Consider the following 16,224-nt stretch of genomic DNA (forward strand, 5'->3'; position numbering starts at 1 on the left):
AACACGCTGCGGAGCTCGAGATGGCGAATTTCTTTATCGACCGCCCCATTTTTGCCTGGGTGCTGGCGATCCTGCTGTGCTTAACCGGCGGCCTGGCGATTGTCTCGCTGCCGATTGAACAGTATCCCGATCTGGCTCCCCCCAACGTACGCATTACGGCTAACTATCCGGGTGCTTCTGCCGAAACGCTGGAAAACACCGTGACTCAGGTGATTGAACAGAACATGACCGGCATCGACAATCTGATGTACATGTCATCGCAGAGCAGTAACACCGGCCAGGCCACCATCACCCTCACCTTTACCGCCGGGACCAACCCGGATGAAGCGCGCCAGCAGGTGCAGAACCAGCTGCAGGCCGCCCTGCGTAAACTGCCGCAGGACGTGCAGTCGCAGGGGGTCACCGTCAATAAAACCGGCGACAGCAATATCCTGATGGTGGCGTTTGTCTCCACCGACGGCAGTATGGACAAGCAGGATATCTCCGACTACGTTGCCAGTAATATCCAGGATCCCCTCAGCCGTATTGACGGCGTCGGTCAGGTGGATGCTTACGGCTCGCAGTATGCGATGCGTATCTGGCTCGACCCGGATAAGCTGATTAACTATGCGCTGACCACCGCCGATGTGGTCAGCGCCATCGAATCGCAGAACAGCCAGGTCGCCGTCGGCCAGCTCGGTGGCCTGCCCTCCGTTGATCGTCAGGCGCTGAACGCCACCATCAACTCCCAGTCGCTGCTGCAAACCCCGGAGCAGTTCCGCGAAATTACGCTAAAAGTGAATACCGACGGCTCGGTGGTTACCCTCGGCCAGGTGGCAAAAGTCGAACTGGGCGCCGAAAAATATGACTTCCTCAGCCGCTACAATGGCCTGCCCGCTTCTGGTCTCGGTATCAAGCTGGCATCCGGCGCCAACGAAATGGAAACCGACAAGCTGGTGCGCGCCCGCCTGGAAGAGCTGTCACACTATTTTCCGCACGGCCTGAAAACCGAAATCGCTTATGAGACCACGCCATTTGTTAAAGCCTCGATTGAGGACGTGGTGAAAACCCTGTTCGAAGCGGTGCTGCTGGTGTTCCTGGTGATGTACCTGTTCCTGCAAAACTTCCGCGCCACGCTGATCCCAACCATTGCCGTTCCCGTGGTGCTGCTGGGCACCTTTGGCGTGCTCTACACCTTTGGCTACAGCATCAACACCCTGACGATGTTCGCGATGGTGCTGGCAATAGGCCTGCTGGTGGACGATGCCATCGTGGTGGTGGAGAACGTTGAGCGCATCATGAGTGAGGAGGGTCTGTCACCGCGGGAAGCGACGCGCAAATCAATGGGCCAGATTCAGGGAGCGCTGGTGGGTATTGCGCTGGTGCTGTCGGCAGTCTTTGTGCCGATGGCCTTCTTCGGCGGCACCACCGGTGCGATTTACCGCCAGTTCTCCGTGACAATTGTTTCGGCCATGGTGCTGTCGGTACTGGTGGCGATGATCCTTACCCCTGCCCTGTGCTCCACCCTGCTGAAACCGCTGGCGCAGGGGCATCACCACAGTCGTCGCGGCTTCTTCGGCTGGTTTAACCGCGTGTTCAACAGTCAAGCGCAACGCTACCAGCGCGGCGTCGCCAGAATTCTCGCCAAAGGTGGCCGCTGGCTGCTGCTCTACCTGGCGCTGATCGCCATTATGGCCCTGCTGTTTGTGCGCCTGCCTACCTCGTTCCTGCCGCTGGAAGATCGCGGTATCTTCACCACGCAGATCCAGCTGCCGCCGGGTTCCACGCTGCAGCAAACCACCAAAGTGGTGGAGAAAGTTGAGAAGTATTACCTGACCGAAGAGAAGACAAACGTGCTGTCGGTGTTTGCCACTATCGGCTCGGGACCGGGCGGTAACGGGCAGAACGTCGCGCGTATGTTTGTGCGCCTGAAAGACTGGAAAGAACGGCAGGACAGCGAAAACTCCGCCTTTGCCATCATCGAACGCGCCACCAAAGCCTTGAGTAAAATCAAGGAGGCACGGGTAATTGCCAGCAGCCCACCGGCCATTACCGGGCTGGGTAACTCCGCCGGTTTCGATATGGAGCTGCAGGACCACGCCGGGCTGGGGCACGACGCCCTGATGAGCGCACGCGATACGCTGCTGGAGATGGCGCAGAAAAACCCTGCGCTGACCCGCGTACGCCACAATGGTCTGGATGACAGCCCGCAGCTGCGCATTGATATCGACCAGCGCAAGGCGCAGGCGCTGGCCGTCTCGCTGGATGATATCAACGCCACCCTGCAAACCGGCTGGGGTTCGACCTACGTCAATGACTTCCTTGACCGTGGCCGCGTCAAGAAAGTTTACGTGCAGGCCGACGCGAAGTTCCGCATGCTGCCGGATGACATCAGTAAATGGTACGTGCGTAATACCAACGGGGAGATGGTGCCGTTTACCGCCTTCGCCACCACCCACTGGGAAACCGGCTCGCCGCGCCTCGAGCGTTATAACGGCTACTCGGCGCTGGAAATTGTCGGTGAATCGGCCGCGGGCGTCAGTAACGGTGCCGCCATGGACGTAATGGAGAAGCTGGTGAGCCAGCTGCCAACCGGCATCGGCCTGCAGTGGACCGGGGCGTCACTGCAGGAGCGCATGACCGGCGCGCAGGCCCCTGCGCTGTACGCGCTGTCGCTGCTGGTGGTGTTCCTGTGCCTCGCCGCGCTGTATGAGAGCTGGTCGATTCCCTTCTCGGTGATGCTGGTGGTGCCGCTGGGGGTCATCGGTGCGCTGGTCGCCACCTGGCTGCGCGGGCTGGAAAACGATGTTTACTTCCAGGTGGGTCTGCTGACGGTGATCGGGCTGTCGGCGAAAAACGCCATTCTGATCGTAGAGTTCGCTAACGATCTCAATACCCGCGGAGGCGATCTGATTGAATCAACGCTGGAGGCATCACGCCAGCGCCTGCGACCGATTCTGATGACCTCGCTGGCGTTTATCTTCGGCGTGCTGCCGATGGCCATCAGCAACGGTGCCGGTTCCAGCAGTCAGCATGCGGTAGGCACGGGCGTGATGGGCGGGATGATTTCGGCGACGGTACTGGCGATCTTCTTTGTACCGCTGTTCTTCGTGGTGGTGCGCAGGCGCTTCCCGCTGAAGGAGAAGCCGCTGTAAGAGACAAACCCGGAAGATTGTCCGCAGCAAAAAGGCAGCCTGAAAGGGCTGCCTTTTATTTATTTGGGATACTGAAGATCAAGCCGGTTGACAGGCTCGCCGTGCTTTTCTTAATGAAACTCATTACTTACGTAACATGGTTTCAATAAAGTCTTTCCAGTTCCCTAGTTCTAAATCGATCATAATGCCCTCTCTTATTTTGTGGGGTCATTTTAGGACGATTCCTAGTCAATTGGAAGTGATTGCGGCCAGTTACTGCCACAGGCAAAAGCGTGATTAATCGGGTTTGGCTGAATTTGTGTGCTGGCGCACACTCCTCAGGTAATGATTTCTAAGGTAATTATCAGGCGGTCAATAGATAGCCGGGTTTTGGAATTTTACAAATCCGCAGAAAAGTGACCCGGCGCGCGAATGCCACCGGGTGGGCCAGTTATTTCAGGATGATCACTTTGTCATAGCCGCCGCTTTCACTGTCAATATGCGTCTTGGCATCAGGGTGCTCTCTCATCACCGCCTCGACGATCTGGGCAAACTCTTCACAGCGCGAATTTTTTTTGCGCGTCAGTACAATCGTTGACTGGGTCTCTTCGACCTTGTGCGCCGCCGACTCTTTAAGATAGTTCATCGCTCCCCTCCTTTTATCATGGGTTTCTACCCCTCCGAATATAGATGAAGTCCACAAATAACAGAAGGGTACAGAAGTCTGACTTTTGATACAGGGCATCAAACGCCCCCTCTTACTTCAGCGTCGGCATATCTGGTCTATGATTGATTTTTAGCGCAGCGGCTGTTGGTGGCGTTCTCAATAACGAGGTGATTCAATGCAGTCGAGCACATTGGGTAAGGGTTGGGGTAGCGAATATCACGAAACGGGTCAGGTGAACTTTCGTCTCTGGGCCAGCGGACAGCAAAAAATCGCTCTGAAGCTGGATAACGTTGAGCACCCGATGCACACCGTCGGCGATGGCTGGTTTGAGCTGCAGCTTGCAGACGTAAAACCCGGTAGCGCCTATCAGTTTGTGCTGGCGGACGGCACCGCCGTGCCTGACCCGGCTTCGCGCGCGCAGCAAACGGACGTTAACGGCCCTTCGCTGGTCGTCGATCCGCACAGCTATCGCTGGCAAAACGCCGGATGGCAGGGGCGAACGTGGGAAGAGAGCGTGTTCTATGAACTGCACGTCGGCACCTTTACCCCGCAGGGCACCTTGCAGGCCGCTATGGGTAAACTGCCGCAGCTGGCAGAACTCGGCATCACCGTGATTGAGCTGCTGCCGCTGTCGCAGTTTGGCGGCGAGCGCGGCTGGGGCTATGACGGCGTGCTGCTGTATGCGCCGCATTCCGCCTACGGAACGCCGGACGACCTGAAAGCCTTTGTCGATGCGGCGCACGGCCTTGGGTTGTCGGTGGTGCTGGATATCGTGCTCAACCATTTTGGCCCGGAGGGCAACTATCTGCCGCTGCTGGCCCCGGACTTTTTTGATCAATCGCGTAACACACCGTGGGGACCCGGCATCGCCTATCACGTTGACGCGGTGCGGCGCTACATTGCCGATGCCCCGCTGTGGTGGCTGCAGGAGTATCAGCTGGATGGATTACGCTTCGACGCCATTGACCAGATTGTCGATAGCTCGCCAAAGCACGTGCTGATTGAGATTGCCGAACGCATCCGCGCTGAAATCACCAGCCGCCCAATCCACCTGACCACCGAAGACTGCCGCAACGTCACGTTCCTGCATCGCCGGGCGCAGGATGGATCCACGCCGCTGTTCAGCGGGGAGTGGAACGATGATTTCCACAATGCCATGCACGTGCTGGCAACCGGCGAAACCCACGCTTATTACCAGGATTTTGCCCAACAGCCGGAGAAACTGCTCGCCCGCGTCCTGACCGAAGGGTTTGCTTATCAGGGCGAAGTGTCGCCGCAGAGCGGGGAGAAACGCGGTGTCGATAGCCGCAGCCAGCCGCCGGTGGCCTTTGTCGACTTTATTCAGAATCACGACCAAACCGGCAACCGCGCGTGCGGCGATCGGCTGATTAGCCTGGCCGGCAGCGAGCGTACTCAGGTTATGTACGCTGCCCTGCTGCTGTCGCCGCATATTCCGCTGCTGTTTATGGGCGAGGAGTACGGCGAAACTAACCCGTTTATGTTCTTCACCGATTTTCACGGCGAGCTGGCCAGAGCGGTGCGCGAAGGGCGCGCCAGAGAGTTTGCCGGCCACGAGGATCATATGGATGAGAGCGTGCCCGACCCGAACGCTGAATCAACCTTTATCAGCTCGAAGCTCGACTGGCAGAAGCCTGAGAGCAGCGCAGGAGCGCAGTGGCTGGCGCTGACGCGGCAGCTGCTGGCCATCCGCCACCAGCATCTGGTGCCGCTGCTGGCCCACGCCCCTGGCAATTGCGGCAGTGTGATTGAAACCGCGCCCGGCTTCCTCGCCGTCAGCTGGAAGTGGCCGCAGGCAACGCTGTCGATGGCGCTGAACACAGGAGAGCGCGCACACGCCCTGCCTGAACTGCCCGGCAGCACCCTGTTCGCCTGGCCTGAAGCCGCAGAGGAACTGGCACCGAATGCCATTATCGTCCGGCTGGCAAAGGAGGAAGCAGCATGACTATCCCGATCGCCACTTATCGCATCCAGTTTCGCAATGGTATGACCTTTGACCGCGCCGCCGCGCTGGTACCCTATCTGCAGCGGCTCGGTATCAGCCATCTTTATGCCTCGCCGATCTTCACCGCCACGCACGACTCAACGCACGGCTACGACGTGACGGACGCCAACGAAATCGAACCGTCGATCGGCGGCCGCGCCGGATTTGATCGCATGGTTGAGGCGCTGCATCGCGCCGGGCTGGGGCTTATCCTCGATATCGTACCCAACCATATGGCCGCCTCGCTGGAAAACGCCTGGTGGTATGACGTGATCGAACACGGCGCTGACAGCCGTTATGCCCACCATTTTGATATTGACTGGTCAAGGCGGCTGACGCTGCCCTTCCTCGGCGACGACTTTGAACACGAGCTGGAAAATGGCCAGATTGCGGTCAAGCCAGACCCCACCACCGGTAAACCGGCCCTCGCCTGCTACGACAGCTTCTACCCGCTGTCATCCGCCAGCTGGCAGGGGCGCGAGGCCGAGGTGTTGCAGCTGACCGATCGGGCTGCCATCAGCGCACTGCATGACAGCCAGCCGTGGCGGCTGATGAACTGGCGCGAGGCGGCCAGCAACCTCTCTTACCGACGTTTCTTTGAGATTACCGGCCTAGTGGGCGTGCGGGTTGAAGATCCCCAGGTGTTTACCGATACGCATCGCCTGATCCTCGAACTGGTTCACAGCGGCGCGGTCAACGGGCTGCGGGTCGATCACGTCGACGGCCTGGCCGATCCCCAGGGCTACCTTGAAACGCTGCGCCAGCAGGCCGGAGCAGACTGCTACATCACGGTGGAGAAAATCCTCGCGGAGGAGGAGCATATTCCCGCCGAGTGGCCGATTTCCGGCACCACCGGCTATGACTTTATGGCGTCGCTCTCCGATGCGCTGGTCGATAATGCGAAGCTACCCGCATTACGCAAAATTTATCAGGAAGTAGTCGGCAAACCGGTCAATATGGCCGCCGAACTGCGGGCCGCCAAGCTGCTGATGGTCGAGAACAACTTTGCCGGAGAGTTCACCCGGCTGGCGACGCTGCTCGGCAATATCGCCGCTGCCGACGGCCAGGCACCGGATGCGCAGGCCTTGCGCCTGGCGCTGCGTGAGCTGCTGATTGCCTTCCCGGTGTACCGCACTTACGGCACCCCGCAGGGCATGCCTGGCGACAGCCGCGCACTGCTACAGCAGACTGCGCAAAAACTCAGCGCCAGCGCATATGCGCCGGAGGCCAGCGCGCTGGCATTTCTGCTGCGGGTGCTGAACGGAGAAGTGGCAGACGAACAGCGCGCCACGGCGGATGAGTTGCGCAGCCGTTTTCAGCAGCTCACCGGGCCGCTGATGGCAAAATCGGTGGAGGATACGCTGTTCTTTCGCCAGAACATGGCGCTGGCGCTGAATGAAGTGGGTGCTGAACCGCTGCCGCGCACCTTCTCTATCGACCGCTTCCACACGGAGATGCAGACGCGGCTGGCGCGCCAGCCGGATGCGCTGTCCGGCACCACCACCCACGATACCAAGCGCGGCGAAGATGCCCGCGCGCGGCTCTACACCCTAACCGAAGCCCCGGACATTTGGGCAGCCTGCGTTATGCGCTGGCGCCAGATGAATCAGGCCCAGGTCACGCTGCTGGCCGACGGCCCGGCGCCGAAACCCGCCGGAGAGTGGATGCTGTACCAGGCGCTGGCCGGCGTCTGGCCCGCCACGCTGCAGCCGGATGACGAAGCGGGGCTCAGGGCGCTGGATGAACGCTTCCAGGCCTACGTGGAGAAAGCGCTGCGCGAAGCCAAACTGCGCACCAGCTGGGTTGACAGCAATGATGCCTATGAAAAGGCGGTGCTCGATTACGCCCACCACCTGCTCTCCCCGGCTAACCTGACATTTTTGCAGGACTTTACCCGCTCGCTGCAGCCCTTTGTGCGCGCCGGGCTGGTCAACAGCCTGACGCAGACGGTGGTAAAACTGACGGCGCCGGGCGTGCCGGATATCTATCAGGGCAGCGAAACTCTGGACTTCAGCCTGATCGACCCCGATAACCGCCGCGAACCCGATTATCCTGCGCTGGAGCGCATGCTGGCCGGGCAGCAGTTCCCGATATCAACCGGGGAGGCAAGCTGGCTGAGCGGGCAGCTAAACCAGCACGCGATCGCCAGCCTGCTGGCAATCCGCCAGCAGTTGCCGGCGCTGTTTCGCCGCGGTGACTATCTGCCGCTCGCCGCCGCCAATGCTGAGCAGGATCATCTCATCGCCTGGGCAAGAGTGGACGCCAGCGACGCGCTGATCGCCATCGCGCCGCGCCTGGTGTTCAGCGCCGTGCAAAACGGTTTTGCCGCTACGTCCCAGGTTAACGTCGATATCGCACTGCCTGCCGGGCTAACCCAGCGCCGCTACCGTAATATTTTCAACGGCGAGGAGATAACCAGCAGCGAACGTTTAGAAACCACCATGACCGGACTTTTCCCGGCCATTTTCATCGCCATACGCTGACCTCTATCAGCGTCAACGTCGCTACATAACTTGCACGATGGGGAGAGAGCATGTCAGACAGTCAGCTTTATGAAATAACCGCGGGTTACAGCTATCGTCTGGGTGCCAACGTTGAGGAGAACGGGGTGAATTTCGCCCTGTTCTCCGCTCACGCCGAACGGGTAGAACTTTGCCTGTATGACGCCAGCGGCAAAAACGAAATTGCACGCCTGACGCTGCCGGAATACACCAACGAGGTGTGGCACGGCTTTGTGCCGGGCCTGCAGGCGGGAGCGCTGTATGGCTACCGCGTCTACGGTCCTTATGAGCCGGAAAACGGCCATCGCTTTAATCACCACAAGCTGCTGATTGACCCTTACGCGCGCGAGCTGGTGGGCGACATTGAATGGGATGCAGCCTGCTTTGCCTACGATCTTGAGCACGAAGATAAGGACCTGACCTTTGACACGCGCGACAGCGGGCCGTTTATGCCCAAGTGCAAAGTGATCGACCCGGATGAGTTCAACTGGCACGACGAAAATCGCCCGGTGATTGCCTGGTCGGATGCGGTGATCTATGAGGCGCACGTCAAAGGCTTCACCCAGCTTAATCCGGCGCTGCCAGAAGCCCTGCGCGGCACCTATGAAGGCATGGGGCACCCGGCAACCGTCGACTACATCAAAAACCTCGGCATTACCTCGGTGGAGCTGCTGCCGGTGCACTGGTTCCCGGACGATCAGCACCTGTTGGATAAAGGGCTGAAAAACTTCTGGGGCTATAACACGCTGGCGTTCTTTGCCCCGGCCTCACGCTATTACGGGCCGGCGGGTATTCAGGGCTTCCGCGATATGGTGCGCGCCTTCCATGATGCGGGTGTCGAGGTGATCCTTGACGTGGTGTATAACCACACGGCGGAGGGCAACGAGCTTGGCCCGACGCTCTCTTTTAAGGGCATCGACAACTACTCCTACTACCGCACGCTGCCGGAAGAACATCGCTATTACATCAATGACACCGGCACCGGCAACACCGTGAATACCTCGCATCCGCGCGTGCTGCAGATGGTGCTGGACTCTCTGCGCTTCTGGGCGGAATCGATGCATATTGACGGATTCCGCTTCGACCTGGGGACGATTCTCGGGCGCGAACCGCAGGGCTTCGACCCGCGCGGCGGCTTCTTCGACGCCATTATGCAGGACCCGGTGCTGTCAAAACTGAAGCTGATTGGCGAGCCGTGGGACATCGGTCCCGGGGGTTATCAGGTTGGCGGCTTCCCGCCGGGCTGGGGCGAATGGAACGACAAGTATCGCGACACCGTGCGCGAATACTGGCACGGCGACAATGTCTCCAGCGATTTTGCCGCACGCCTGCTCGGCTCCGGCGATCTGTACGACCAGCGCGGGCGCCGCCCGTCGGCCAGCATCAACTTTATCACCGCCCATGATGGCTTTACTCTCAATGACCTTGTTTGCTGGAATGAGAAGCACAATGAAGCCAACGGCGAGGACAATAACGACGGCCACAACGACAACCGTTCATATAACTTCGGCGCCGAAGGGCCAACCGACGATGAGACCATCAATGCCCTGCGCGACCGGCAGAAACGCAACTTCCTCGCCACGCTGCTGTTCTCCCACGGCACGCCGATGCTGCTGGCGGGCGACGAGTTTGGCCGCAGCCAACAGGGCAACAACAACGGCTACTGTCAGGACAGCGAGATCTCGTGGGTCCACTGGGAAAATCGCCGCCCAGCTGACGATGAGTTACATGAATACACCCGCCATCTGCTGACGCTGCGCGCTGCGCAACCGCTGCTGCGGCGCGAGAGCTGGCGCGACGGTATGGAGATAAAATGGTTTAACGCCGGGGGCGGCTTCCAGCTGCCCGAGCACTGGGAGCATGGCACCACGCTGGGCGTCTATCTCTCACGCGCCGACCTACAGCAGGAGGAAGGGATCTGGCATGACGTGCTGATGCTGTTCAACCCGTTTGAAGGCAACGTTCCCTTCCGCATCCCGCAGTTTGGCGAAGGCGGCTGGGTGCTGGAGATCACCACCAGCTCCACGGCACAACCCGGCATGGTGATTACCCGCGAGAAGGATTTTGAGCTGGAGGGACGCAGCTTTGCGCTGTTCAGAAGGCCGTAACGCTGGCAGTCTGGATCGAAACCCCGTACTGAGGCATTATTTGCTAATTAACTGATTAGCAAGGTGCGGTGACCGTGGCCCCTTAAATACGCTCACCGCGCCGCCTCAAGTACAGGGACCCGCGTTATGACAGACAGCACCGCAAAAACCTCGCTGACGATGTACGGCATCAAAAACTGCGACACCATCAAGAAAGCCCGCAAATATCTGGAAGCACAGGGCGTGGACTATCAGTTCCACGACTACCGCGCCGACGGGCTGGATGCGGCCCTGTTGCAGTCCTTTATTGACACCCTGGGATGGGAAGCGCTGCTTAATACGCGCGGCACCACCTGGCGCAAGCTGGATGAGGTGGTGCGTAATGCGGTGAATAATCCCGCAGCCGCACGCGATCTGATGCTGGCACAGCCGGCAATCATCAAACGTCCGTTGCTCTGTGCGCCGGACGGCACTATGCTGCTGGGCTTCAGCGAAGCCACCTGGCAGCCGTTTATTCAGGAGAAGTCATAATCATGTACTGTCCGGTCATTGAGCTGACGCAGCAGCTTATTCGTCGCCCTTCCCTCAGCCCGGATGATGCCGGTTGTCAGGCTATTCTGATTGCCCGCCTGCAGGCGCTGGGCTTCACTATTGAGCCGATGAACATCGGCGATACCCTGAACTTCTGGGCATGGCGCGGTCAGGGTGAAACCCTGGCGTTTGCCGGCCACACCGACGTGGTGCCGACCGGCGATGCTAACCGCTGGATCAACCCGCCGTTTGAACCCACCATCCGCGACGGCATGCTGTTTGGCCGCGGCGCGGCTGATATGAAAGGTTCACTGGCAGCGATGACCGTGGCCGCCGAGCGCTTTGTCGCCGCGCATCCAAACCACAAGGGCCGCCTGGCTTTCCTGATCACCTCTGATGAAGAGGCCAGCGCCACTAACGGCACGGTGAAGGTAGTGGAAGCGCTGATGGCGCGCAACGAACGCATGGATTACTGTCTGGTGGGCGAGCCGTCGAGCACCGAAGTGGTGGGCGACGTGGTGAAAAATGGCCGTCGCGGCTCCATGACCGCCAATCTGACCATTCACGGTGTGCAGGGCCATGTGGCTTATCCGCACCTCGCCGATAACCCGGTACACCGTGCCATGCCCGCGCTGAATGAGCTGGTGGCCACCGAGTGGGACCAGGGCAATGAATTCTTCCCGCCGACCAGCATGCAGATTGCCAACGTGCAGGCCGGCACCGGTAGCAATAACGTCATCCCCGGTGACTGCTTTGTGCAGTTCAATTTCCGCTTCAGCACCGAACTGACCGACGAGCTGATCGTTCAGCGCGTGCAGGAACTGCTGGACCGCCATCAGCTGCGCTACAGCATTGAGTGGAAAGTGTCCGGTCAGCCGTTCCTGACCTCACGCGGTAAGCTGGTGGATGCGGTAGTTAACGCGGTTGAGCACTATAATGAGATCAGACCGCAGCTGCTCACCACCGGTGGCACCTCTGACGGGCGCTTTATTGCCCGCATGGGCGCACAGGTAGTAGAACTGGGTCCGGTGAACGCAACCATTCATAAGATCAATGAGTGTGTAAAAGCCGCCGATCTGCAGCTGTTAAGCCGCATGTATCAGCGGATTATGGAACAGCTGATCGCCTAAGCGATCTGGGGTGAAGATATGGAATTTTTGAAGCATTACTGGTGGATACTGGTGATCCTGCTGATGGTCGGCATTCTGATGAATGTCTACAAAGACCTGAAGCGAATCGACCATAAAAAGTTTCTCGATAACAAGCCTGAGCTGCCTCCGCATCGTGATTTCAACGATAAGTGGGATGATGAAGACGACTGGCCGAAAAAGAAGTAGCCTACTACCCGCATTTAATTTCAATTTGTGAAACTCCGCTCAGCCCCTTTTTTTTATCCGGGGCTGGCGTTGCTGCGCATAAAATTTGCTCTATTTTGTAGTGACAGGAATGTCACTACAGGGATAGGGAATGCCTTTGCTATACTTACACCATGGGTACACTTACGAGTGGGACTCAAAGAAAGCACAGCACAATTTAGATAAGCACAAAATAAGCTTTGAGCTTGCCTGTGAGGTCTTTGACGATCCCAACATTCTCTCTACCCGCGATCTGTCTGAAATTTATGGCGAAGAAAGATGGCAGCATTTGGGTGAAATTAAAGGCTGCGTGGTTTTGCTGGTTGTCAGCACCGATCGGAACGACAACATACGGATAATTTCCGCTCGTAAAGCGCTGCCAAAAGAGATCGGGAGATACAGACAATGGTAGGAAAGCTAGAGCAACTGAATGAGCTGGCAACGATTCAGGCCAAAGACATTGATACCAGCGATGCGCCAGAGTTAAAGGACAAAGCATGGTCAACGGCTGAACGCGGCAGGTTTTATCGGCCAAAAAAAGTACAAAAAACGGTGCGTATCGACGCAGATGTTCTTTACTGGCTTGAGAGCAAAGGGCCGGGCTATCAGACGCGTATCAATAACATTCTGCGTGAAGCCATGGGCAATGAAGGAAAATAGCGATGCCGGGTAGCTGTACTGCCCGGCATAAACCTACATCAACGCAATCACATCATCCTCGCCCGGCGTTGCGCCGCCCAGGGCTTCGTCAAAATAGCGGCGCGGCACGGTAAACCGCAGGCGATCGAGCGCCAACTGCATCGCGCGGTCATCCACCGCATGCGGTAGATCGTCGACGATATCCAGGGTTACATCCCCTCCCAGCGCCGTTAAACGCGCTTCCGCCGCAACCGCGTGAGAGAGCGGCAGCGTCCTGTCATCGTCGCCGTGGATCAGGTGGAGCGCGGGAGAAAATGAACGGTTTTTGACGATGACGTTGAATTTATTGCAACGAGTCAAGCCACTGGCGCCACCGATCGGCCTGCTGAGCATCCAGCGCCATCAGCCCCTGCCGGGCTTCCTGGCGCTGTGCGGCCAGCAGCGCTTTACGCCCGGAGAGTTTCGCCCTGGCTATCACTTCAGCACTGCGTTGTTGCTGCAGAAGAGCGGCACTTAGCAGCGGCAGTGCGCAGGGCCGCTGGCTGACCAGCCTGCCCAGCGCGGCCAGGCTGGCTTCAAACGGCCGCTGTGCCCAGGCGAAACCGGCCAGCTCACGCCAGTCATCCTCATCAATATCAGCATAGCAGTGCGTCGCGAGCGGCAGCTCTTCTCCGGGCAGCTGACGACGTAACCACGCCCCTGCCCGCTCGAAGCGCTGCGCGGCACGCTGTGCCAGCTGCTGTCCAGCGGGGCTGAGCGGCAGAATCGCCATCGCGCTGAAGCAGCCGCTGCTGGCCTCGCGCACGCTGCCGATACGCACCAGCTGAAAACCGCAGCGCTGCCAGAACTGCCAGAGCGCTGAGGTGAAGCCAAAGCTGACTGACAGATAATCCAGCCCCTGCGCCTGCTGCTGACAGCCCGCCACCAGCTGCTGACCGATGCCCTGCCCGCGCAGCGCGGCGGCGACCGCAATCCGGCTGATGCGCCTGGAGCGCAGCTGCGGCGCGTCGATCTGCCCGGCATGCGCCGCCAGCGACTGCGCCACCAGATTGCCACGCGGGCGGCGGGTTCCGGCCCAGACGGCGCTGGACAGCGCCGCGCTCAGGCCGCCCTCATCCACCAGCCATAGCGCTCCCTGCACGCTGTCGCCCTGCAGCGCAGCGCTAAAATGCATGCCGGGCGCATCCATCATGCGCCGCAGATCGAGCGGCGAAGTGCGGTAGTGCGCGCTGGTCAGCAGCTGATATACCGCTGCCATTCGCGCAGGCTGCCGCCCCCAGTCGGGCTGTTCCAGCGCCACGTAATCCATGCTGCCATGCTGCGGCTCGACCTCCCGGTCATCAAACAGCAGCGCATCGCTGATAAAAGACTCCAGCGGATCGTTCGCCGCCCAGCGTAGTGGAGTATCAAGCTGATGCAGCGTCACATTGGGCAGCGCGGCGCAGAATTTCAGCAGGAAGCCACGCCCGGTGCCTTCGTAACCCTGCACCGTGGTGGTCAGCAGCACGCGCGGAAACAGCGCAACCAGCTGGTGGAGCAGCGGCGCGGGAATCGCCGCCGCCTCGTCAATCAGCAGCCAGTCCACGCCGGGCTGATGCAGCGCCGCTTCGGCCAGCAGGCGGTCGGGCGCGATAAAATGAAAGGCATCACCGGCAAACTGCGCCAGTACCTCGGTGGACACCTTGCCCGGCGCGGTGACCAGGCAGCGCCCCGGCCAGCGCGCGGCCAGCATGCCCGCCAGCGCAGACTTGCCGCGCCCGCGCGCAGCGGTGATCGCCTGAACACCAGGAGACGCGTGCAGAAGTTTTGCCAGGATTTGCTGCTGCTGCAGGCTGCCATCGTCCGGCAGCCACTGCGGCACGGCTTCAGCGACGGGTAATATCAGGGGGTGATTTTCTCGCCAGAGCACGGCCCGGGCATCGGCCTGTATCAGCTGCTGCAGACGCTGAATAAAACGCGGGGTGGCGCACGGCGCATCGCGCTCGCTCCAGCGCAGTGAATCCTCGTCAGGCTGCTGCGCCCAGTGGTCCCACTCCGGGACCAGCAGCAGCAGCCAGCTGCCCGCCTGTAGCGTTCCGGCCAGGGCGGCCAGCGCTTCGGCGTGAAAACCGCTGCGGGCGTCAAATACCGCGTGGTGGAACTCGCGCCCCAGCAGCGTGCGAATAGCAGATGGCGCGCAGCTTTGCACGCTATGCGACGGCTCGCCAACCCACAACCAGTCGCCGGGCAGCTGTTCCATCAATCCTGCAGCCTGCTGTTCACTCCATTGCGCTGTCCCGCTGAGCACCAGCAGTCGTCGCCAGCACTGGCACTGCAGCCGAGCCGTGCCGTCGCGCCACTCACTCACCCGCGTTTAACCGGCAAAGGTATTACACTGGCCAGGATTTCCGCCATCGAAGCCTTTTTTAAACCAGGTGTAGCGCTGCTGTGAAGTGCCGTGGGTAAAGCTGTCCGGCACCACGCGCCCCTGGCCGCGCTGCTGCAGACGATCGTCACCGATCGCCTGGGCTGCATTCAGGGCCGATTCGAGGTCACCGGTTTCCAGCACGTTCTGCTGCTGCATATAGTGGCCCCAGACGCCGGCAAAACAGTCCGCCTGCAGTTCCATCTTCACCGACAGCTGATTCACCTGAGTCTGGCTGGCACCCTGCTGCATCTGGCGAACTTTCTGCTCAATGCCAAGCAGGTGCTGGACGTGGTGACCAACTTCATGGGCGATCACGTAGCCCTGGGCGAATTCTCCACCCGCACCGAGTTTATTTTTCATTTCGTCATAGAAAGAGAGGTCGATATAGACTTTGCTGTCGCCGGGGCAGTAGAACGGCCCCATCGCCGCCTGGCCGCCGCCGCAGGCGGTCTGCGTCTGATTGCGGTACATCACCAGCGTAGGGGCTTTCCACTGTTTCCCCATCTGCTGGAACAGCTGCTGCCAGGTATCTTCAGTCATGGCAAAGATGGTGCGGGTAAACTGCGCCGCTTCATCCTCTTTCGGGCTGGCCTTGCGCTGCTGCTGGGAAGTTTGTGTCATCTGCGTGCCGTCCCCGCCCAACAGCGGCGAGAGGTCGTAACCGTAATAGCTGGCCACCACCACCACGATAAGCAGAATAATTCCGCCTTTACCACGGGGAATACGCATACGCCCACCGCCGACGGTTCCGGACTCGTTACGGCGATCTTCTACATTGTCGCTTTCGCGACGCCCTTGCCAACGCATACAGTTATCCTCATGATCGCTCAAAACAGCGTATGTGGATTTTAGTCTGACGCAGCGGGGAAAACCAGAAAACGCGGAAATGGAAGAGGATTTTGCGCAAAAGGCTGAGGAAGGC

At 59.7% G+C, this 16,224-nt stretch carries 13 protein-coding genes and 1 pseudogene; 9 read left to right on the top strand and 5 right to left on the bottom strand.

The genetic code is table 11. From position 1 onward, the window contains the following. Window positions 1-20: 20 nt before the first annotated feature. The gene (gene acrD, locus ID864_RS09465) at window positions 21-3,134 is read left to right on the top strand and encodes a multidrug efflux RND transporter permease AcrD (protein ID WP_048915237.1); all 3,114 of its coding nucleotides are present in this window, start codon (window positions 21-23) and stop codon (window positions 3,132-3,134) included. A gap of 123 nt (window positions 3,135-3,257) precedes the next feature. On the opposite strand, the gene ypfM is transcribed toward acrD, so the two are convergent. Both ypfM and ID864_RS09475 read right to left on the bottom strand, forming a co-directional pair. After that, window positions 3,258-3,317: a protein YpfM gene (ypfM, locus tag ID864_RS09470; protein WP_118665656.1), complete on the bottom strand. Its 60-nt coding sequence runs from the start codon at window positions 3,315-3,317 to the stop codon at window positions 3,258-3,260. Between the two features lie 247 nt (window positions 3,318-3,564). Then, a complete protein-coding gene (locus ID864_RS09475) occupies window positions 3,565-3,759 on the bottom strand; it encodes a hypothetical protein (RefSeq protein ID WP_048915236.1) in 195 nt (64 codons plus the stop codon). Window positions 3,760-3,955: 196 nt separating this feature from the next. Between ID864_RS09475 and treZ the strand changes: the two genes are divergently transcribed. From treZ to ID864_RS09515, 8 genes are all read left to right on the top strand, one after another. Beyond that, window positions 3,956-5,743, top strand: coding sequence for a malto-oligosyltrehalose trehalohydrolase (gene treZ / locus ID864_RS09480; RefSeq protein WP_191149761.1), 1,788 nt, complete (start codon window positions 3,956-3,958; stop codon window positions 5,741-5,743). Further along, the gene (treY, locus tag ID864_RS09485; RefSeq protein WP_191149762.1) at window positions 5,740-8,265 is read left to right on the top strand and encodes a malto-oligosyltrehalose synthase; all 2,526 of its coding nucleotides are present in this window, start codon (window positions 5,740-5,742) and stop codon (window positions 8,263-8,265) included. Before treZ ends, treY begins: the two co-directional genes overlap by 4 nt. 50 nt (window positions 8,266-8,315) lie before the next feature. Next, complete coding sequence (glgX, locus tag ID864_RS09490; RefSeq protein ID WP_048915233.1) at window positions 8,316-10,391, top strand: glycogen debranching protein GlgX; 2,076 nt, start codon at window positions 8,316-8,318, stop codon at window positions 10,389-10,391. A gap of 126 nt (window positions 10,392-10,517) precedes the next feature. Continuing rightward, window positions 10,518-10,901, top strand: coding sequence for an ArsC family reductase (locus tag ID864_RS09495; protein WP_048915232.1), 384 nt, complete (start codon window positions 10,518-10,520; stop codon window positions 10,899-10,901). A gap of 2 nt (window positions 10,902-10,903) precedes the next feature. Beyond that, window positions 10,904-12,031 (top strand): succinyl-diaminopimelate desuccinylase, encoded by a 1,128-nt coding sequence (gene dapE, locus ID864_RS09500; protein ID WP_048915231.1) that lies wholly within the window; start codon window positions 10,904-10,906, stop codon window positions 12,029-12,031. An 18-nt stretch (window positions 12,032-12,049) separates the two neighbouring features. Next, window positions 12,050-12,238 (top strand): YpfN family protein, encoded by a 189-nt coding sequence (locus ID864_RS09505; RefSeq protein ID WP_048915230.1) that lies wholly within the window; start codon window positions 12,050-12,052, stop codon window positions 12,236-12,238. Between the two features lie 130 nt (window positions 12,239-12,368). After that, window positions 12,369-12,668 (top strand): BrnT family toxin, encoded by a 300-nt coding sequence (locus ID864_RS09510; protein WP_048915229.1) that lies wholly within the window; start codon window positions 12,369-12,371, stop codon window positions 12,666-12,668. Then, window positions 12,662-12,916: a BrnA antitoxin family protein gene (locus ID864_RS09515; RefSeq protein ID WP_048915228.1), complete on the top strand. Its 255-nt coding sequence runs from the start codon at window positions 12,662-12,664 to the stop codon at window positions 12,914-12,916. The genes ID864_RS09510 and ID864_RS09515 overlap by 7 nt, the downstream gene beginning before the upstream one ends. Window positions 12,917-12,949: 33 nt before the next feature. Here the strand turns inward: ID864_RS09515 and ID864_RS09520 are convergent. From ID864_RS09520 to ypfJ, 3 genes and pseudogenes are all read right to left on the bottom strand, one after another. Further along, window positions 12,950-13,198, bottom strand: a pseudogene (locus ID864_RS09520) (esterase); the annotation flags it as partial. A gap of 40 nt (window positions 13,199-13,238) precedes the next feature. Next, the gene (locus tag ID864_RS09525; RefSeq protein WP_318153230.1) at window positions 13,239-15,242 is read right to left on the bottom strand and encodes a tRNA(Met) cytidine acetyltransferase TmcA; all 2,004 of its coding nucleotides are present in this window, start codon (window positions 15,240-15,242) and stop codon (window positions 13,239-13,241) included. Between the two features lie 6 nt (window positions 15,243-15,248). Then, the gene (gene ypfJ, locus ID864_RS09530; protein WP_048915226.1) at window positions 15,249-16,109 is read right to left on the bottom strand and encodes a KPN_02809 family neutral zinc metallopeptidase; all 861 of its coding nucleotides are present in this window, start codon (window positions 16,107-16,109) and stop codon (window positions 15,249-15,251) included. Window positions 16,110-16,224: the final 115 nt, after the last annotated feature.

This window comes from Erwinia aphidicola (genome assembly GCF_014773485.1).
GTDB lineage: Bacteria > Pseudomonadota > Gammaproteobacteria > Enterobacterales > Enterobacteriaceae > Erwinia > Erwinia aphidicola.

Bases quoted from the DNA above. Each gene is read 5' to 3' on its own strand.
- ID864_RS09505 (WP_048915230.1), top strand. From the start codon at position 12,050: ATGGAATTTTTGAAGCATTACTGGTGGATACTGGTGATCCTGCTGATG.
- ID864_RS09495 (WP_048915232.1), top strand. From the start codon at position 10,518: ATGACAGACAGCACCGCAAAAACCTCGCTGACGATGTACGGCATCAAA.
- treZ (WP_191149761.1), top strand. From the start codon at position 3,956: ATGCAGTCGAGCACATTGGGTAAGGGTTGGGGTAGCGAATATCACGAA.
- acrD (WP_048915237.1), top strand. From the start codon at position 21: ATGGCGAATTTCTTTATCGACCGCCCCATTTTTGCCTGGGTGCTGGCG.
- ID864_RS09515 (WP_048915228.1), top strand. From the start codon at position 12,662: ATGGTAGGAAAGCTAGAGCAACTGAATGAGCTGGCAACGATTCAGGCC.
- treY (WP_191149762.1), top strand. From the start codon at position 5,740: ATGACTATCCCGATCGCCACTTATCGCATCCAGTTTCGCAATGGTATG.
- ID864_RS09510 (WP_048915229.1), top strand. From the start codon at position 12,369: ATGCCTTTGCTATACTTACACCATGGGTACACTTACGAGTGGGACTCA.
- ID864_RS09475 (WP_048915236.1), bottom strand. From the start codon at position 3,759: ATGAACTATCTTAAAGAGTCGGCGGCGCACAAGGTCGAAGAGACCCAG.
- ypfJ (WP_048915226.1), bottom strand. From the start codon at position 16,109: ATGCGTTGGCAAGGGCGTCGCGAAAGCGACAATGTAGAAGATCGCCGT.
- dapE (WP_048915231.1), top strand. From the start codon at position 10,904: ATGTACTGTCCGGTCATTGAGCTGACGCAGCAGCTTATTCGTCGCCCT.
- glgX (WP_048915233.1), top strand. From the start codon at position 8,316: ATGTCAGACAGTCAGCTTTATGAAATAACCGCGGGTTACAGCTATCGT.